The sequence below is a fragment of the Amycolatopsis sp. genome, assembly GCF_025464955.1.
Lineage (GTDB): Bacteria > Actinomycetota > Actinomycetes > Mycobacteriales > Pseudonocardiaceae > Amycolatopsis.
This window is the reverse complement of record NZ_JAODNM010000114.1, coordinates 54,424-73,540: the sequence shown is the minus strand read 5'-3', so window position 1 is coordinate 73,540 and position 19,117 is coordinate 54,424. Positions and strand designations below refer to the sequence as shown.

17 protein-coding genes are annotated in these 19,117 nt (G+C 67.7%); 12 read left to right on the top strand and 5 right to left on the bottom strand.

Annotated elements, in window-relative coordinates; translation table 11 throughout:
- A partial coding sequence (locus JWQ81_RS27015) for a hypothetical protein (protein WP_297545803.1) occupies positions 1-265 on the bottom strand: 265 nt, incomplete at its 3' end.
- A 480-nt stretch (positions 266-745) separates the two neighbouring features.
- Positions 746-1,105 carry a nuclear transport factor 2 family protein gene (locus tag JWQ81_RS27010; protein WP_297545801.1) on the bottom strand — a complete coding sequence of 120 codons (360 nt, stop codon included), beginning with the start codon at positions 1,103-1,105 and terminating at the stop codon, positions 746-748.
- A 127-nt stretch (positions 1,106-1,232) separates the two neighbouring features.
- Between JWQ81_RS27010 and JWQ81_RS27005 the strand changes: the two genes are divergently transcribed.
- Entirely contained in the window at positions 1,233-2,054 is an 822-nt protein-coding gene (locus JWQ81_RS27005) for a MerR family transcriptional regulator (protein ID WP_297545800.1), read from the top strand.
- Here JWQ81_RS27005 and JWQ81_RS27000 read toward each other — a convergent pair.
- Complete coding sequence (locus JWQ81_RS27000) at positions 2,051-3,343, bottom strand: glycosyltransferase (protein ID WP_297545799.1); 1,293 nt, start codon at positions 3,341-3,343, stop codon at positions 2,051-2,053. The two genes, JWQ81_RS27005 and JWQ81_RS27000, sit on opposite strands and share 4 nt — an antisense overlap.
- A 139-nt stretch (positions 3,344-3,482) precedes the next feature.
- Between JWQ81_RS27000 and JWQ81_RS26995 the strand changes: the two genes are divergently transcribed.
- A complete protein-coding gene (locus tag JWQ81_RS26995; RefSeq protein ID WP_297545797.1) occupies positions 3,483-4,223 on the top strand; it encodes an alpha/beta hydrolase in 741 nt (246 codons plus the stop codon).
- An 11-nt stretch (positions 4,224-4,234) separates the two neighbouring features.
- Here JWQ81_RS26995 and JWQ81_RS26990 read toward each other — a convergent pair whose 3' ends face one another.
- Positions 4,235-4,945, bottom strand: a complete 711-nt coding sequence (locus JWQ81_RS26990; RefSeq protein ID WP_297545795.1) for a TetR/AcrR family transcriptional regulator — start codon at positions 4,943-4,945, stop codon at positions 4,235-4,237.
- Positions 4,946-5,077: 132 nt separating this feature from the next.
- Between JWQ81_RS26990 and JWQ81_RS26985 the strand changes: the two genes are divergently transcribed.
- From JWQ81_RS26985 to JWQ81_RS26940, 10 genes are all read left to right on the top strand, one after another.
- A complete protein-coding gene (locus JWQ81_RS26985; protein ID WP_297545794.1) occupies positions 5,078-5,752 on the top strand; it encodes a hypothetical protein in 675 nt (224 codons plus the stop codon).
- A 379-nt stretch (positions 5,753-6,131) separates the two neighbouring features.
- A complete protein-coding gene (locus tag JWQ81_RS26980) occupies positions 6,132-6,650 on the top strand; it encodes a YlcI/YnfO family protein (RefSeq protein ID WP_297545793.1) in 519 nt (172 codons plus the stop codon).
- A 95-nt stretch (positions 6,651-6,745) separates the two neighbouring features.
- Positions 6,746-7,594, top strand: coding sequence for a DUF4097 family beta strand repeat-containing protein (locus JWQ81_RS26975; RefSeq protein WP_297545791.1), 849 nt, complete (start codon positions 6,746-6,748; stop codon positions 7,592-7,594).
- Positions 7,595-7,624: 30 nt separating this feature from the next.
- Positions 7,625-8,596: an ATP-binding cassette domain-containing protein gene (locus JWQ81_RS26970; RefSeq protein WP_297545789.1), complete on the top strand. Its 972-nt coding sequence runs from the start codon at positions 7,625-7,627 to the stop codon at positions 8,594-8,596.
- Complete coding sequence (locus JWQ81_RS26965; protein WP_297545787.1) at positions 8,593-9,423, top strand: ABC transporter permease; 831 nt, start codon at positions 8,593-8,595, stop codon at positions 9,421-9,423. Before JWQ81_RS26970 ends, JWQ81_RS26965 begins: the two co-directional genes overlap by 4 nt.
- Positions 9,424-9,823: 400 nt before the next feature.
- Complete coding sequence (locus JWQ81_RS26960; RefSeq protein WP_297545809.1) at positions 9,824-11,044, top strand: bifunctional glycosyltransferase family 2/GtrA family protein; 1,221 nt, start codon at positions 9,824-9,826, stop codon at positions 11,042-11,044.
- A complete protein-coding gene (locus tag JWQ81_RS26955) occupies positions 11,041-13,116 on the top strand; it encodes a glycosyltransferase family 39 protein (protein WP_297545786.1) in 2,076 nt (691 codons plus the stop codon). The genes JWQ81_RS26960 and JWQ81_RS26955 overlap by 4 nt, the downstream gene beginning before the upstream one ends.
- A 19-nt stretch (positions 13,117-13,135) precedes the next feature.
- Positions 13,136-13,867 carry a response regulator transcription factor gene (locus JWQ81_RS26950; protein WP_297545785.1) on the top strand — a complete coding sequence of 244 codons (732 nt, stop codon included), beginning with the start codon at positions 13,136-13,138 and terminating at the stop codon, positions 13,865-13,867.
- Entirely contained in the window at positions 13,864-15,399 is a 1,536-nt protein-coding gene (locus tag JWQ81_RS26945) for an ATP-binding protein (RefSeq protein ID WP_297545784.1), read from the top strand. The genes JWQ81_RS26950 and JWQ81_RS26945 overlap by 4 nt, the downstream gene beginning before the upstream one ends.
- 13 nt (positions 15,400-15,412) lie before the next feature.
- Positions 15,413-16,831 carry a glycosyltransferase 87 family protein gene (locus JWQ81_RS26940; RefSeq protein WP_297545782.1) on the top strand — a complete coding sequence of 473 codons (1,419 nt, stop codon included), beginning with the start codon at positions 15,413-15,415 and terminating at the stop codon, positions 16,829-16,831.
- Between the two features lie 20 nt (positions 16,832-16,851).
- Here the strand turns inward: JWQ81_RS26940 and JWQ81_RS26935 are convergent, their stop codons facing one another.
- A complete protein-coding gene (locus tag JWQ81_RS26935; protein ID WP_297545780.1) occupies positions 16,852-19,098 on the bottom strand; it encodes a glycoside hydrolase family 15 protein in 2,247 nt (748 codons plus the stop codon).
- Between the last annotated feature and the right edge of the window lie 19 nt (positions 19,099-19,117).

The window sequence follows — 19,117 nt, the reverse complement described above, 5'->3', positions numbered from 1 at the left end:
AGGAGTTCACGGCCTTACCCCGGATCACGATCCGCTTCGCCGCCGCCGGGCCGATCTGAGTGACATCATCCAACCACAGTGCCGTGTTCAGATACTGGTAGACAACCTTCACACCCTCGGTCTCCACTTTCGCCGCCAGCACACCAAACAGCGCGTCGCACTCGTTGTAGATCCGCGCCAGTCGGCGGGCGATCTCAGCAGCTTCCACCGGATTCGCACGCCGAATCTCGGCAAGCGAGGGAAACCGGATCACCGAGCTGGACACCCCTTTATTCTACCGTGAGTCGAACTACTATTCGATACCCTTTCAGGTGATCCGCCTTATCGCTGTACGTGATCTCGGATTGGACGTGAAGGCCACCTTCACGGCGCATTACGTCGTGAAGGTGGCCTTCACGTCCAACTGCATATCGCGGGTGTCACTCACTGATGCACCACGCCCGCGACGGTGGTTGCCTAACGTAATCGTGCCGGACAGCCGAGGGGAATTCGTTGCAGGGGAGCATCTTCGACGTGTGGCGTGGCCGGTGAGGCAGTCGCTGCGGTTCCGTTTTTTCCCTGTGCACCAAGGGAACCCCGGCCGCCTCGGTCCTTGCTGCGGTTAACCGGACCCTGCAACACCCGCCGCCTCAGCACCAGAAGCCACTACGCCGCTGAACGCCGAACGGACGCCATCCAGGACCTGCGGACCCGTAGCCGCGATGACCCAGTAGCTGCGTCCATCTCCCTACGGTGGCACAGTCCATCAGTATTCCGAGGGGCGGTTGAAGATGACAACGAGACTGATGATCCGGTTGTCGCGGACGCTGAAGTAGTTCGACATGACGAGTTCGTCCGGCAGGTTGGTCTTGTCGTACATACCGTCGTAGGCCGCCCGCACGATGATGTCGCCGTGGTGGTCGACGACCTCACGGACATCCATGGTGACCTTGTCCCCGACCATCTCCTTCTCCACCCACTTGCGGACGGCGACGATGCCGGAGATCTCGCGCTTGTTGTCGTTGACGTAGGCGTCCTCGGCGAAGGTCGCGACGATCGCGTCGGTGTCGAAGGCGTTGACAGCGGCGATGTGGTCGGCGATCACGCCGGTGAGTTCGGTGGTCATGGGCCTGTTCCTCTCGGTTCTGCTCGGCGTGCTGCCGAGAAACCAGGTTCGGCGCTCCCACGACGGGAGTGTCAACATCTCCCCTGTCAGCTGACTCTCCCCTTGGGGGAGCCTGCACACTGGAGGCATGCGGCTCTCCTTCGCGATCGGCGACTTCGCTCGCGCCACCCACATGAGCGTCAAAACGCTGCGCCACTACCACCGGATCGGCCTGCTCGAGCCCGCCGACATCGACCCGGACAGCGGCTACCGGTACTACACGACGGACCAGATCCCGACCGCACAGGTCATCCGCCGGTTCCGGCAGCTCGACATGCCGCTGGAGGATATCCAGGCAGTGCTGGCGGCCCCGGACCTCGGGACGCGCAACACGCTGATCGCGGCTCACCTGAACAGGCTGGAAGACGCCCTTTCACGGACCCAGAGTGCCGTCTCGTCCCTACGTGAGCTGCTTGAGCCGAGTGCCCCGATCGACATCGAGCACCGCAGCGTCGAAGCGACACCCGCGGCCGCGATCAGCGAGATCGTCGACGTCGGGGACTCCCTGTCGTGGTACCAGGGCGCGCTCGGCGAGCTGTACGCCACACTGGACGCCCAGAGCGTGCCGGTCTCCGGAACCAGTGGCGGCATCTTCGCCAACGACCTGTTCACTCACGAGCGCGGCCAGGCCACGGTCTTCGTCCCGTGCGACGGTCCGGTGCGGCCGATGGGCCGCGTCACTTCGCTGGTCGTCCCGGCCACCGAGCTCGCGACCACTGTCCACGCGGGATCCCATGTCGGCATCGACCGCGCCTATGGCGCAGTGGGCACGTACGTGACGGAACACGCACTCGCCGTCGACGGCCCCATCCGCGAGTACTACCCCGTCGGCAGGCACGAAACGGCCGACGAATCCCAGTGGCGCACCGAGATCGGGTGGCCCATCTTCCAGACCAGCGCGAAAGCCTAACGCCGAAGCACCGGTTCTCCGGTACGGGCGAGTTCTTCGAGCAGCTCGACAGCCTCGGCCGCGGCATCATGGCGGCCGAGGTCCGTTGCGATCCGCGCGGCGGCCTTCGCGTAACGGCCGTCGTTCAGGACTTGTCGGACCGCCGCGCGAAGGACATCGCTGCTCGGGGCATCGGTCGGCAGCCGGACGCCGGCACCGGACCAGGCGATCCGCGCGGCGATATCGGGTTTCTCCTCGGTCACCCCGGCGACCACCATCGGGACCCCGTGCGACAGCGCCACCTGGACGCCGCCGTACCCGCCATTGGTGACGAATACGTCGACGTGCGGCATCACCGAAGCGTGTGGCACGAACGGCTCCACGTGGACGTTGTCGGGCAACGTCTCGGGCACGGTGAACTCGCCGCTACCGGTGGTGATGATCACCGTCAGGTCCTCGCCCGCGAACGCCTCGACGGCTGGGCCGATCAGATTGGCTCGAGCGTTGGCGACCGTGCTCAGCGTGACGAGGACAACCGGCCGATCGGCGTGGAGTTCGGGCCACCACACGGGCCGGTCGAAGTCCGCCGGTTCCGGTACCAGCGCACCGATGAAGTGCACCTGCGGAGGCAGATCGCGGCGCGGGTACTCGAAGGCTTCGGCCGTATCCTGCAGGAACAACCACGGCGACAGGAACTGGTCGAACGCCGAACGGCGCCGCCGCGGCAGGCCCATCGCGTGCCGGACGTCGTCGAGGTGCAGGGTGGTCCGGCGGAACAGGACGTGCCGGTGCAGGACGGTCAGTGCCCGGTCACGCAGCCGTCCACGCAGACCGGCGCCGGGCGAGCGCCCGAGGCCGGGAGGCGGGGTGTCGCGGCTGTAGATCCCGAGCCGGGTGGTGGCGATCCGGGCGAACGGCGGCCCGCCGCGCTCGGACACCATCGGCGCGGCGACCACGAGCGGGTCCGCGACCAGGACATCGGCCGGGAACTCGGCGAGCACGCGTTCAAGGTCGGTGATCGTGGCGGGCGCGGCGTCGATGAAACATCGTTCGAAGTACAACCGGGCCCTGGCCACGCCGCTGGACGCCGTACGCAGCTCGGGAACCAGTTCTACCGGGCTGATCCTGGTGAAGTCGATCTCGTGCGTGATCGGATGGAACCGCGCGCCGCTGGCTTCGACATCGGCGCGCAGGCCGGCGCCGGTGTACCACTGCACTTCGTGCCCGCGCTCGATCAGGCGTCGAACCACGATCGCCATCGGCGTGATGTGCCCAGGCGCGGATGTCGAAGCCAGTAGAAATTTCGCCATGATGTGCCCTCTCCCCGGACACACTTTAAATCCTGTCACCCCGGTCGGCGGGAAACCGTGCACAAGGCCGCCCGAAAGGGCAACGGCCTTGATGATCCACTTAGGACAGTATGGCCGGAGATACCGCTACGGTGAAGGTATGCACGTCTACCAGTGGGGCCACGGTCCGCGCGTAGTGCTCGTCCACGGCGGAGTACTGGGCGGGCGCGAAACCTGGCGGGCGCAGCGCCCCCTCACCGAGCGCTGGACACTGCTGGCGCCGGATCGTCCCGGCCATGGCAGGTCCGCGCCCGCGCGGCAGGACTTCGAAACCGAGGCAGCTCAGCTCGCGGAGCAACTGCTCGACGAGCCGAGCCATCTCGTCGGCCTGTCCTACGGCGCGATCGTGGCCATGTTCGCGGCCGTGCGTCGGCCCGAGAAGGTGCGGTCGCTGACCGTCGTCGAACCGCCGGCCTCGGCCGTCGCCCGTGGTGTCCCGGCCGTGGACGAGTTCGGCGCCGAAGTCAGGGCGGTGATCGAAGCGACCGATCTGACTCCGCAAGAAGGGCTGCGGCGGTTCTTCCCGGTAGCCGGTGTCCCCTACGACGTCCCCGACGAGCTGCCGGAATCTCTCTCGACCGGCATGCGCCAGCTCCAGGGCGCGCGGCCGCCGGACGAGGCCGAGCTTCCGTTGGCCGAACTGCGAGACGCACCTTTCGAGATCCTGGTCGTCTCGGGCGGTCACAAGAAGGCGTACGAGGTCATCTGCGACACCATCGCTCGCGAAACCGGCGCCGAACGGGTCGTCTGCCCGGGCGCCGACCACGTCGTCCCCGACATGGGAGCACCCTTCAACGCCTTGCTCGAACGCTTTTTCACCGTCGGCAAGCGCGCGAAGTAGCTCGAGGGCGGCTATTCGGGCAGGCCGATCAGCAGTGCGAGCCGGTCCAGCTGATGGTCGAAATATGCGTCGAGGTGTTCGACGGCGTTCTTGAACTGGCCGAAGAGTTCGAAGCTGATCAGGCCGAAAAGTGACGACCACGCCAGGAACCCGCGAGCCAGCCGGTCATCACTGATCCGCAAACCCAAAGCCTGCCGCAAAGCCTCGAAATCGGTGCCGAGCAAAGGCGGGACTTCGACTTCGGGCGAGCCGTCGCCCGGCGGGTCCACCCGCTCGCTTTCCACCAGGATCGCCAGCAGCAGCAAGGAAACCCGGCTGCCGGGATCGCCGGTCCGGTCGACCGGCGCGGTATATCCGGGCACCGGGCTGCCGTAGATGAGCGCGTACTCGGACGGCTGCTCGACGGCCCACGTCCGCACCGCGTGGCCGATGGCTCGCCACCGGCCACGCAGGTCCGGCCGCGCGCAGGCACCGTCGGCGGCTTCGGCCACCTCGCCGAGCGAGTTGTACGCGTCTTCGATGAGCATCGTCAGCAGCTCGTCGCGACTGGGCACATAGCGGTACACCGCGGACGAGACGATGCCGAGCTCGCGCGCGATCCCCCGCAGCGAGAGCGCCGAGCTCCCCTCGCTCGCCAGCTGCTCCCGCGCGATGCGCTTGATGTCCAGCATGGCCTGGGCACGGGCTCGCTGCCTCGGGGTCTGGATGGCGTCCACGGTCATACCCCGATGATGGCCGACCAGCAGAGCGACAGCAACTAAAGAGAGCACCGCTCTTGACAACACGACACCGAAGGGTGAGTCTTTGAGTTGAGAGCAGCGCTCTCTAAAACGACTAGCGCTCACGGAGTGGTCATGGACATGCACAGCCCTGTCACCAACACAGTTACGCCGACACTCGAGACCCCTCGCCCGGCGTCGCTCCGCCTGGGGGCGGCAGCACTCGCACTCGCCGGCCTCTGCTTCCTGCTCTACCCGGTCATCCGGCCGTACTCGGACGAGAAGTCCCTGGCCGGAGCTGCGGCGATCGGCTCGAACGCTTGGATCGCCGCCCACCTCTTCGCCGTGTCGGGCTTCATCCTGGTCGTCCTCGGCCTGATGGCAGTCCAAGCCGCACTGAGGACGAAGCTCATGGCCAGGGCACTCGTCGTGTCCTGGGTCGGCATCGGCCTGACCCTGCCGTACTACGGCGCGGAGGTCTTCGGGCTGCACGCGATCGCCCAGCGTGCGCTCGCCGAGCACAACCCCGCCCTGCTCGAACTCACCGACACCGTCCGCTACAACCCCGCCGCGGCCACGATGTTCGCGTCAGGCTTGATCCTGCTGGCCATCGGCGCGATCATGGCCGCTGTCGCGATCTGGCGCTCCGGCATCCTGCCCAAGCAGAGCGGGGTCGTCTTCGGTGTCGCCTTCGCGCTCTTCCTGCCGCAGTTCTACCTGTCCCCGTCGCTCCGGATGGCCCACGGCGCCCTGGTCCTCATCGGCTGCGCCTGGATCACCGTCGCCCTCTGGCGCCACCCGCGCGTCTGACCGGACTGGATCGGAGGCCCACGTCCGTGAGGCTGGTGGTGTCGGTGTGACTGCTGGGGTTAGCCGGTCCGTCACCCTTGTGTACGAAACGTCCCTCGTGGCGTTCAACGCCACTGGTGTGGCCCTGAGGGCTTGACACTGTGACTCGCGTTGCGAAGAGGACGCTCATCGCATCCAGCGCAACTACGCAAGAGGCCCGCACTACGCACGACACACCTCCCCCGGCCGCGTCCTTGCTGCTTTGAACGGCCACATCCCCACCCTGCCACACGGCCTGACCTGCAGGTTTGCCAACTTCAATGCCACGCGGTGCCAGATGGCATCACATTTGAGCCAATTTGGCTTGCAAGCTGAGCCAAGCGTGTGCCATAGTAATGCCATGGAACTGACCTCGTATGTAAGCAACCTCGGACGCGAGTTCGCCACGCTTGCCGAAGCCGGCGGCGACGAGGCGCGTGCGTTGGTCGAGCGCCTGGCCGGGTCGCTCGAATCGGCGATCCGGATGACCCTGCTGGACACGTTGTCGGCCGCCACGAGCGAGATCACCCGGGACCTGGCCCCGGGTTCGGTCGAGCTCCGCCTGCGTGGACGCGATCCTGAGTTCGTCGTCAACTCGCCGTCGGCCGGGCCGCGCCAGGACGCCGTCGAAGATCGCCCGGCAACGGTGGACACCGGTCCGCTGATCGCCGAGGACGGCCCCACGGCACGGATCAACGTGCGGCTCCCGGAGCAGCTCAAGGCCGCCGTCGACGAAGCGGCCGCGCAAGAAGGACGTTCGGTCAACGCCTGGCTGGTCCGAGCGGCCGCCGCCGCGCTGCAGCAGCCCGGCCGCGAAGAGCGTCCCGAGCAGCCTGGCGGAAAACGGACCAAGCAGCGCTTCACCGGCTGGGTGCACTGACCGCCTAGCCGAACCGCGTCTCACTTCACCTCGCTCCACCACACCATTCCCCGACCTGCGGGGATGTCTCACCGACCCAAGATGAGGGAACAACCATGTCAAAATTCGAGACCCCCGACCCGATTTCCGTCACGCTCGAACTCGGCGTCACCGGCGAAATCCGGATCACCGCGAGCGACCGGACCGACACGGTCGTCGAGGTGCGCCCCAGCGATGAAGCCGACGAATCCGATGTGAAGGCCGCGCAGCAGGTCCGCGTCGAGTACGCGGACGGCGTGCTGCAGATCAAGGGGCCGAAGGCGGGCGCCTTCGACTTCTCCCGCAAGACCAAGTCGGTCGACGTGTCCGTCGAGTTGCCCAGTGGTTCGCGGGTGTCCGGTCAGGTGCAGCTGGGGAACTTCCGCAGCACGGGGCAGCTCGGGGAGTGCCGGTTCAAAACCCCCATCGGACACTGCCGGGTCGAGCGCACCGGCCCGCTCCACCTGGACACCTCGACCGGAAACATCACCGTGGGCCACGTCGCGGGCAACGCCGATATCCGCACCGGGTCCGGGAAAGTCATCCTCGGCCGGGTCGACGGCACGGCGGTCGTCAAGGACTCCAACGGCAATATCGAAATCGACGCGGTCAGCGGCGACGCGCGGATCCGTTCGGCAAACGGTGACATCTCCGTCGAGCGGGCGGGCGCGGGAGTCGACGCGAAGACGGCCAACGGCAGCATCCGCGTCGGCGAGGTGGCGCGCGGTTCGGTCACGCTCGAAACCTCGATGGGCGAACTCGAGGTCGGCATCGCCGAGGGCACGGCCGCCTGGCTCGACGCGCACACCGGGTTCGGAAAGCTGCACAACCAGCTCGACAACACCACCCGGCCGGGAGAGTCCGACGAGACCGTCGAGGTACGGGCGAACACCTCCTACGGCGACATCACCATCCGCCGCGCCTGATCCGCTTTTCCTACCTTGAAAGGGAATCACATGCCTACCCAGCAATCGGCGATCGCGGCGACCGGGCTGCGCAAGTCGTTCGGCGACCACGTCGTGCTCGACGGTCTCGACCTGAACGTCCCGCCGGGAACGGTCTTCTCCCTGCTCGGCGCGAACGGCGCCGGCAAGACCACCGCGGTGAAGATTCTGTCCACTTTGATCACTGCCGACGGTGGCAGCGCACAGGTCGGCGGGCACGACGTCGCGACCGAACCCGACGCGGTGCGCGCCGCGATCGGGGTCACCGGCCAGTTCTCGGCGGTGGACAACCTGCTCACCGGCGAGGAGAACCTGCTCCTGATGGCGGACCTGCACCACCTCGCCCGACCCGAGGGCCGACGACGCGCCGCGGAGCTGCTAGACCAGTTCGATTTGGTCGAGGCAGCCAAGAAACCGGGCTCGACCTACTCCGGCGGGATGAGGCGTCGGCTCGACCTCGCGATGACCCTCGTCGGCAGCCCGCGGGTCATCTTCCTCGACGAGCCGACCACCGGGCTGGACCCGCGCGGCCGCCGCGGTATGTGGCAGATCGTCCGCGAACTCGTAGCCGACGGGGTCACCATCTTCCTGACCACGCAGTACCTGGACGAGGCCGACGAACTCGCCGACCGGATCGCGGTCCTCGACCACGGGCGGCTGATCGCCGAAGGTACCGCGGACGAGCTGAAGCGCCGCATTCCCGGTGGCCATGTCCGCCTGCGGTTCGCCGACGCCGATGGCCTCGAATCGGCGGTCAATGTCCTCGGCGTCCTCGGCGTCCCGGGCGAGGTGTCGCGCGACAACGACGCGCTCACGATGCGGGTGCCCAGCGACGGCAGCCTCAGGTCGCTGAAGACCCTGATCGACCGGCTCGACGACCGGGCCATCGAGGTCGACGAACTGTCCGTGCACACCCCCGATCTCGACGACGTTTTCCTCGCCCTCACCGGCAACCCCGACAACGAGAAGGTGACGACCCGATGACTACCACTGCGCACGCCGTCAACCGCGCGGCCCCGGCGGTCCCCCGGTTCCATCCACTGCGCGACTCGGCGACGATGTTGCGCCGCAATCTCAAGCACATGCTGCGCTACCCGTCGATGACCGTGACGCTCGTCGGGATGCCGATCATCTTCCTGCTGCTGTTCGTCTACGTGTTCGGCGGCACGCTGGGCGCCGGCCTGGGCGGGCTGTCCGGTGGGCGCGCCCAGTACGTCAACTATGTCGCTCCCGCGATCATCGTGATGACCGTGACAGCCACGGTCCAGGGAACGGCGATCTCGATGGCCATGGACCTGACCGAAGGCATCATCGCCCGGTTCCGCACCATGCACATCGCCCGTGCCTCGGTCTTGACCGGGCACGTCATCGGCAGTGTGCTCCAGGCGGTGTTCAGCCTGACCGTCGTGATCGGTGTCGCGCTGCTCGTCGGGTTCCGGCCCGCCGCGGGACCGGGGGCGTGGCTTGCCACCGCCGGTTTCCTGCTGGCGGTCACGTTCGCCCTCGTGTGGCTGGCCGTCGCGCTCGGTCAGGTGAGCAAGAGTGTCGAGACCGCGAGCAACATCCTCATGCCGCTGATTCTGCTGCCCTTCCTCGGCAGCGGGTTCGTCCCCACCGATTCCATGCCGGCGGGGCTGCGCTGGTTCGCCGAATACCAGCCGTTCACCTCGATCATCGAGACCCTGCGCGGGCTGCTGATGGACAAGCCGATCGGGAACAACGCCTGGATCGCGCTGGGCTGGTGCGCCGTGGTCACGCTGGGCAGCTACCTCTGGTCGAAAAAGCTGTTCAACCGTGAGGACGCGCGATAGCCGCCCAGGCACTGGGAGGAACGCTGCGAGGAACAAGGAAGCTCAAGGGCGGGGATCCGGCGGATCCCCGCCCTTGAGCTTTTGGCGGCACAAGCACGCTCCGTGTAGTGCACGTCACACGCCGTCTCCGAGTGCGCAATTCGGACATCCAACAGGTTGTGGGCCACAAAACGAGGCCCGGTTCACCCGTTGGTGCTGATTCACAGCTCACGTACAACCTTCGCCAACGTTTCTCACACACTCAACCGCCATACCTATCGGGTGGCTCCGCCCCGGATCCCGAGGTCCGTTCTCCCGTAGGTGGTCGAAATTGCCCCGTGTGATCTCTGCCAGGAAAACCGAACACGTCCCCGAGCCCCGCGACGAAAGCAAACTCGGCAAGCAGCAGCGCCAGACGACCGTGGATGTCGTGATCCCGGTCTACAACGAGGAGAGATCGCTCCCCGGGTGCATCCGGGTGCTGCACGAGTACCTCACCCGTGAGTTCCCGTTCGAGTGGACCATCACCGTGGTCGACAACGCGAGCACCGACGGCACCCAGCGCGTCGCGAACGAACTCGCCGAGACCACGGACAACGTCCGGGTGCTGCGCCTGGAACGCAAGGGACGGGGGCTGGCCCTGCGCACGGCGTGGGGGTTCAGCGACGCCGACATCGTGGTCTACATGGACGTCGACCTGTCGACCGGCCTCGACGCGCTGCTGCCACTCGTGGCACCGCTGAGCAACGGGCATTCCGACATCGCCATCGGGTCCCGGCTGGCGCCCGGCGCGCGCACGGTCCGCGGACCCAAGCGCGAGGTGATCTCCCGCTGCTACAACGCGCTCATCCGGCTTTCGCACGGCGCGAAGTTCTCCGACGCGCAATGCGGGTTCAAGGCGGCGCGGACCGAGATCATCCGCCCGCTGCTGCAGCACATCGAGGACGACTCCTGGTTCTTCGACACCGAACTGCTGCTACTGGCCGAGCACAACGGCCTGCGGGTCCACGAGGTCCCGGTCGACTGGGTCGAAGACACCGACACCCGGGTCAACGTGACGTCGACCGCGCTCGACGACATCCGCGGGCTGATCCGCGTGGCGCGCAACAAGGCCAGCGGATCGGCGAAGGTCGGCAACCTGCCGCGCCGTCCCGATCCCGCGCCGATCCACCCGGACGCCGTGGTGGCGCAACGCCGGGAAACCGGGTTGCTGTGGCAGGTGCTGTGCTTCGGCGTGATCGGCGTCGCCTCCACGGTGGCGACCCTGTTGCTCTACGCGGGGTTCCGCACGTGGTGGCCGTACTGGGTGGCGAACTTCGTCGCGCTGACGATCACCACCCTGCTCAACACCGAGGCGAATCGCAGGCTGACGTTCATCGGGTTCAGCCGCCCGAGCGGCCGCGTGCACCTGCAGGGGCTGGTCGTGTTCGCGCTCTACTACGCGTTCACGTCAGGCGCGTTGTTCCTGCTGGACACGCTGAAACCGCACCACACCGCCGCGCTCGAACTCGTGGTGCTGCTGGCGTCTTCGCTCGTCGGCACCGCCGGCCGGTTCGTCCTGCTCCGCATCTGGGTCTTCCGCCAACCCAAACAACCGGCCAAGCAGGCCGACGACCAGCCCCAAGAGAAGGTGACCGCATGACGGCAACGGCCGTCCGGCCCCGCGCACTACCCGTAGTCCGCGTTCGTTGGCAACCCATGACGCTCGGCGCGATCGTGGTGCTGGCGCTCGTCCTCTACGGCTGGGGTCTGGGCTCCGCAGGCTGGTCGAACACGTTCTACTCGGCCGCGATCAAGTCGATGTCGGAGAACGCGACGAACTTCCTGTTCGGCTCGTTCGACCCGGTCGGTGTGGTCACCGTCGACAAACCGCCGATGGCGTTCTGGCCGCCGGTGGTGTCGACTTGGATCTTCGGCTACCACGGCTGGGCGTTGCTGCTGCCGCAGGTTCTCGAGGGCGCCGGGGCGGTCTTCCTGCTGCACCGCACGGTCCGCCGCTGGGCCGGGGAGAACGTCGCCCTGCTCGCCGCGCTGATCCTCGCGGTCACACCGGTCACTGTCGCGATCGACCGCAGCACCAACCCCGACGCGATGTTGACGCTGCTGTGCGTCGCGGCGGCCTACGCGCTGACCCGCTCGGTGGAATCCGGGATTTCGAGCCGCAGCGCGACGAAGTGGTTGCTGCAGGCCGCTTTCTGGGTCGGCTGCGGGTTCGTCACGAAGATGCTGGCCGGCTGGATGATTCTCCCGGCCCTCGTGCTCGCCTACCTCGTCGGACGCGACGCCTCCTGGGGACGTCGCCTGCTCGATCTGCTCGGCGCCGCGGTCGTCCTGCTCGTGTCCTCCCTGTGGTGGGTCGCGCTCACCGCGTGGTGGCCGGGGCAGAAGCCCTACATCGGCGGCAGCACGGACGGCTCCGCGTGGAACCTGATCATCGGCTACAACGGACTGGGCCGCGTCTTCGGCGAAGGCTCAGGACCGGGCAGCGGAGCACCGGCCGGCGGGGGCGGCAGTTTCGGTGGCGGAGCGACGACGTTCGGCGGGTCTTCGGGGCTGTTCCGGATGTTCGGCGACTCCGCCGGCGGCCAGATCAGCTGGCTGCTGCCGCTGTGCCTGCTCGTGTTGGTCGTCGTGGCCGTGACGGGGTTCCGCAAGTGGCGGTCGAAGGCGCCGGCCGAGCACTTCGCCCGCGCGGGCTGGGTGCTGTGGGGCTCCTGGCTGGTGATCCTGGCGCTGGTGTTCAGCTTCCAGGACGGCACCTTCCACCCGTATTACACGACACAGCTCGCCCCCGCTGTCGCCGCGCTGGCCGCGGGCGGACTCGCGGTGCTGTGGCGCTACCGCCGCGATCCCGGTTACGCCTGGACGCTCTTGCCGGCGGCCATCGCACTCACCGCTGTCTGGGCGTGGGTGCTGATCTCCCGGGACACGTCGTGGAACGGCTGGCTGCGGTACGCCGTGGTCGTCGCCGCCCTGCTCGCCATCGGTGGCCTGGTCATCGCGCGGTTCTCCGGCAGCCTGCCGGGCACCGGTGTGCGGGCGATCGGTGTGGTCGGGCTCGTGGCGGTGCTGCTGACCCCGGCCGTGTGGTCGGCCGGGACCGCGTTCGCCAGCGGCGGCGGCGGGATCAGCGCGTCCATCCCGACGGCGGGTCCGCCGAGCTCCGGGTTCGGCGGACGGGGCGGCGGCTTCCCTGGTGGGGGGCCAGGCGGTGCGCCCGGTGGCGCGCGTGGCGGCGTCCCCGGCGCGACCGGTGCGCCCGGCGGTACCGGGACACCCGACGCCGGCGAAATGATGGCGGCGATGTCCGCCCTGCGTGGGAACCCGGACGGTGGCCTCACCTCCGCGCAGCAGAAGATCCTGGACTACGTCGTGAAGAACGCGAGCGGGGCTCAGATCGTGATGGCAGTCGAGGGCGGCTCGAAGGCGGCTTCCGGATACATCATCAACAGCGACGCCACGGTCATCGGGATGGGCGGTTTCCTCGGCAGTGACAATGCCCCGAGCGTCGACCTGCTGGCCAGTTGGAAGGCCTCCGGCAAGCTGGGCTTCGTGCTCGACTCCGGTATGTCACGCGGCTTCGGCGGTGGCTCCGGCCAGGCAGGCCCGTCGGCGCAACGGACGACGTGGGTCAAGCAGAACTGCAAGGTGGTCCCCGCGAGCGCCTACGGCGGTACCAGTACACAGACGCTCTACAACTGCGTCAGCAAGTGAAGGAGTGCAAGCTCTCGGTATGAAAAGTTCCCCGGCGGCGCGGCCGTCCACGATTCTGGTCGTCGACGACGAGGTCGACATCCTGGAACTGTTGACGGCCGCGCTGGAACTGAGCGGGTTCACCGTGTTCTCGGCGGCCACCGGGGCCGGCGCGCTCGCCATGGCGGCCAAGGTGTCGCCCGACATCCTGGTGCTCGACGTGATGCTGCCGGACTACGACGGCTTCACCGTCGCGCAGCTGCTGCGGGCGGAGGGGAACGACGTGCCGGTGCTCTTCCTGTCCGCGCGGGACGCGCTGGAAGACCGGCTCGCCGGGCTCACCGCCGGTGGTGACGACTACGTCAGCAAGCCGTTCAGCCTCGACGAGGTGGTGATGCGGATCCGGGCCATCCTGCGCCGGACCGCGTCCCACGACGAGGACGACGAACTGCTGCGGTACGCCGACCTCGAACTGGACGAAGCCGCCCGCGAAGCACGTCGAGGCGGCCGGACGATCTCGTTGTCGCCCACCGAGTTCAACCTGCTGCGTTATCTGCTGGTCAACTCGGGGAGCGTGGTGAGCAAGTCGCAGATCTTCGACCGGGTGTGGAACGCGGACTTCGTCGGAGATACGCGGGTCATCGAGTCCTACATCAGCTACCTGCGGCGGAAGATCGATTCCACCGGACCGCCGCTGATCCACACGATCCGCGGCGTCGGCTACAGCCTGCGGTTGCCGAGGACCGGCGACGAGCAGCGATCGGCACAGTGAGCACCACAGCGGGCGACAAACCCAGTGCCAAACCTCGCGGCCGTCGGCCGTGGACGCTGCGAGCGCGCCTGACGCTGGCGTTGCTGGTGCTCCTGATCGCCGGGCTGACCACGTTCGGGGTCACCACCCTCGCGGCATTGAAACAGTCACTGACCGAACGCGTCGACAACCAGCTGGACGGAGTGGTGAGCATGATGTCCGCGCCCGACCGGCCGCCGCCGCGCCCGCCACAGCAGATCAACGTCCGGGACCGGCTGCCGACCGACTACCGCGTCCTGTTCTACGACAGCACCGGTCAGCTCACCGAACGGATCGGGCAGGCACGCGGGGAGACCAGCCTGCCCGCGTTGCCGCCGATGGATGTCGCGTCGGTGCGGCAACACGGCGACGCGCCGTTCACGGTGATCGACCAGAACGGCCAGGACGTCTGGCGGGTCCGGATCGCGGTCCAGGCCCCGACGCCGTCGCAACCGGTCAGCGGGACCGTGGCGGTGGCGGAATCGGCGAACTCGGCCATCGCCACGGCGAACCGGCTCAAGACGATCGAATACGCCTTCGGCTCGGTGCTGGTGGTGCTGCTCGGGCTCATCGCGACCTGGCTGATCCGGCTCGGTCTCCGACCGCTGACCCGGATCGAGCACACCGCAGAGGCGATCGCCGGCGGCGACTTCGACCGCCGGGTGCCCGACCTCGACCCGCGGACCGAGACCGGCAGGCTCGGCGCGGCGTTCAACGTGATGCTCGGCCAAGTCGCTTCGGCGCTGAAGAAACGCGAACAGTCGGAGGATCGGTTGCGCCGGTTCGTCGCCGACGCCTCCCACGAACTGCGTACCCCGCTGACCTCGATCCGCGGTTTCGCCGAGCTGTACCGGAAAAGCGGCGAATCGTCCGAAGTGGACGTACCCCGGATCATGAACCGAATCGAGAGCGGCGCGATCCAGATGGGCCTGCTGGTCGACGATCTGCTGCTGCTGGCCAAACTCGACCAGGAACGCATGCTCGACCTCACCGAGGTCGACGTGGCCGCCCTGGCCTCGGACGCCGTGCACGACGCACAGGCCCACGAACCTACGCGGACGATCGGCTTCGCCGGGCCGCGCACACGGACCGTGCCGTCAGTGCCCGTCCGGGTCCTCGGCGACGTCCACCGACTGCGCCAGGTCGTCGCCAACCTCGTCACCAACGCGCTCGTGCACACCCCTTCGGACGCCAAAATCAAGGTCTCGGTGCGGTTCGAGGCCGTGGACATCGATTCATGGCCCGTCATCGTCAAAGCGGGCGACCCGCCCACTGACGGACGAACCTGTGTCGTGCTCGAGGTGAGCGACAACGGCCCAGGTGTCGCGCCGGACAACGCTTCGCGCATCTTCGACCGCTTCTACCGCGCCGGCCAAGCGCGGGCCAAACCCGGCGGCGCCGGGCTCGGGCTCGCCATCGTGGCGGCCATCCTCGCCGCCCACGACGGTTCCGTCCTGTTGCTGACCACCCCCGGCGGTGGGGCGACTTTCCGCGTCCTGCTCGCCCCCGCCTAACGCTAGGAGTCCGATGATCGAGACCGAGGTGGCGGCGCGGCCGAAAATCCGCCGTGCCTATCTGATGACCGCCGCGGCGATCCTCGTGCTCGGCGGGCTAGCCGTGCGCACGGAGTTCTTCTCGTACGTGTCCGGGGACTATCGCGCGTTCGTCAGCCTGTGGTACCAGTTCATCAAGGACAACGGGCACTTCAGGGCGCTCAAGTACAACTTCTCGAACTACAACCAGCCGTACCTGTATCTGCTGGCGATCCTGAGTTACCTCCCGGTGCCCATGATGGCCGGGATCAAGTCGATTTCGATTCTGTTCGATCTGGTGCTGGCCTTCTTCACCTATCGGATCGTCGCGCTGCGGCACCCGAACACGTGGTGGCCGCTGCTCGCCGGGGCGATCGTGCTGTACCTGCCCACGGTGGTGCTGAACAGCGCCGCGTGGGGGCAGGTGGATTCCGCCTATTCCGCGTTCGGCCTCGGCGGTGTCTACTTCGTACTCCGCAAACGGCCATGGCTGGCGTGCGTGTTCTTCGGACTCGCGTTCGCCTTCAAGCTGCAGGCGGTTTTCTTCTTCCCCGCGTTGCTGCTTTTCGTGCTGCGTAAGAAGATTCCCTGGCAAGGGCTGCTGCTGATCCCGGGCGTCTACCTGCTGCTGGAGGTGCCCGCGTTGCTGGCAGGCGCGAACGTCGGCGACCTGATCAAGGTCTACGTCACCCAGTCGGGCACCTACGACCAGCTCACCCTGAACGCTCCGAACATCTACCAGTACCTCGGCTCGGGCACGACGTCGTCAGTGCTGCAGATCGTCGGGATCATGGTGACCGGCCTGATCCTGGTCGCCCTGATGGCGCCGGTCGTGGTGTACCGGTCCGAGCTGACGCCCGCCCGGATCGTCCTGGTCGCCGCCATTTCGGTGACGCTGGTGCCGTACTTCCTGCCCGGGATGCACGAACGCTACTTCTACCCCGCCGACGCGCTGAGCGTGATCGCCGCGTTCTACCTGCCCAGACGCCTCTGGGCATTCCCGATCCTGGAACAGTTCGCTTCACTCGGCGCCTATGCGCCCTACCTGCTGAACTCGAGGCAAGGCGGAGCCGGCGGTTTCCCCGGCGGCCGGTTCCCCGGCGGCGCGCGCGGTGGCCTGCCAGGCGGATTCCCCGGGGGCACGAACCAAAGCGGCGCTACAGAACCGCCCGGCGTGGTCGATCCGGGGCGCCTGCTCCAGCGCAACAGTGACACCGGCCAACCGTTCGGGCAGGGCGGGCAGGGCGGGCAGGGCGGGCAGCAGCTCCGGCCGCCCGGGGGCGGCGGCTTCGGTGGGACGACGTCGGGCACCGTGGTGGTCGACTTCTGGATCCTGTCCACGGCCATGCTCGCCGGCTTGGTACTGGCCCTGTGGGCCGCGATCCAGGACTTCCGCCGAGGTGGCACGGCCTAGGACTCGTGAGTCCTGGACGCTCAGCTGCCGTAGCGGGCCTTGACCACTGACGGCGTCTCCAGGTTCTGGCCGGCGTCGATGTTCTGTGCCAGCCGCAGGTACTGGCCCTCGGCCCACATCAGCGGCGCCGCGCTGCCGGTCGGTTTGCCGAGGCCGAAGCACGCGATGCCCGAGCGATCCCAGACCTGCTCAGGCACGAAGTAGCCGTCGTTCGTCGAGTCGGCCATGGACTTGAGGTAGACCGCGGCCGGACGGCCGTTCGCGAGTTCGTACTCGCCGCGCTCACCGGAAAGCACCGGCCAGAGCCGCCCGGATCGCTGACCCGCGTTGGCGGGCCAACCGCTGCAGTCGGCGTTGCTCTCGCCGTAGCTGTCGTGCACGTAGCGGTGGAAGTAGATGTCGCCGTTGGGCAGCGTCACCTGCATCGGCGAGTTGGCGTCGAAGGCGGCAGCCGTGGGGCCCACCGACGCGGCGATCGTCGGGTCCGACGCGGACCGGACACCCAGCCGGACCAGGTCGAGGAAACCGGCGTCGACGACGTCGTGTTCGTAGTAGCAGCCGTCGTCGAAGCAGATCTGACCGGTGTCGTTGGGGTTGGTGCCCTTGTCGAGCCGCTCGTAATACGTGTGCCCGCCCCAATAACCGGAGGTCGTTACCGTCCAGCCGTTCAGCGAGTTACGCCAGGAGTCCGCCGTGGACTCCCATGTCGTGGCACTCGCGGTATCGCCGTTGGAGCGGGCGATCGCGCCCGCGGCGACCAGACCCGCGATCTCTGCCGCGATCGACGACGGCGACTTGCCGTACTGCTCTTCCCAGCGTTCGGTGGTGTCCGGCCCCGCGCTGACGATGTGGTTCGCGGTCTGTTTCACCTTGGCGTACGTGCCGGCGTCGGTGAGTCCGGTCTGCCAGGCGAGCATGATCGCGTCGGCGTCCTGGTCGAGCTGCTCGCAGCAACCGAGCAACTGGGCACTGGCTCCGGCGACACCGCTCACCGGGCTGTACCGCGGGAACGATCCGGCGGGATAGGTCGTGCCGTCGCCGGCGGTGGGGGTGCCGATCCACTGCGAGTTCCAGAGGAACTGCGCCATCCGCTTCGGCTGCGCGGTGTCGCCCGCGGCGAGCAGGCCGGTCGCCTGCTGGTAGAGGTCGCGGCCCCACACGCGGTGGTAGCCGTCGTTGAGGCTGTCCCCGTTGGTGAAGTTGCCCCAAGGCGTGGCGAAGCCCGCGACGCTCGCGCCGGGGTGTGTCTTGTCCTCCGCCGAGTGCAGCGCCATCGCCGCGACGTAGTAAGCGCGACGGCGCTGCGTGTCGCTCGCGACGCTGGCGGGCGCGGGCTTCAACCCGCCAAGGTAGCTGTTCCAACCGGTGCGATAGGTCGTCTCCGCACCGGCGAAGCCTGCCGACAGAGAACCGCTCGCGGCCGAAGACGCGGCGGCCGCCGTAGCGCCATAACCGAGTGCGACGGTGAACGTCGTGTCCACACCGACCGCGATCTGTCCACATTGGACAACGTTGCCGGTGCCGGCGATCGTGTCGAACTGGTTGGTCAGCACCTTGTCCGCCCGCAGGTCGACCAGGCAGTCACTGTTCGCGCCGCTGTAACCGTTGTCGTGCGCGGTGAACCCGCTCGACACGCGCAGCGCCGAGTCGACGGTCGTGTTCGTGCCGAAGAGATTCTCCGTGCCGCCGGCCATGAGCGCGCCGGAACCGCTGTCCCACCACGCGTTGTCGTTGCCACCACCACCGGCCATGGACGGGTTGGCCAGCAGGTACAACTTGTACGTGCCGCCGTCGAGCGACTGGAAGCGCGTGCTGGTGAGCAGCGCGGCCCGGCTCGGGTCGGTGACGTAGCTGGTGGTGATCCGGTACTTCCCGCTCTTGGCGGTGTTGGTGACCGTGTATTCGAGCGCCTTCTCGTCCGGCATCGACACCACGTGGTTCGTGGCGTCGCGCTCGAGGTCGACGAAGGTCGAGCCGTCGGTGACGACGTACTGCATGTCCTGCAGTTCGGGGGTGTCCGCGCGCGGGTAGAACACCTCGGAGGTGACGCCGTCCGCGACGGTGAACCACACCGTGCTGGCCGTGGTCGCCGAAGTGCCCACTGCGCTCTTGTCGCCCGTCGCCCACGAGGCCGCGCCGCCGCAGCAGTCCGACGCCGTGCCGCTCGCGGAGGCCACCCCGGAGGTCACGCCGGCCACCATCAGCAGCGCACCCACCACCGCGAGCACCGACCTGCGGACTCGCCTGACCGAATTGCGTGTGCGCACCGAACCCCCTGAAGACGTC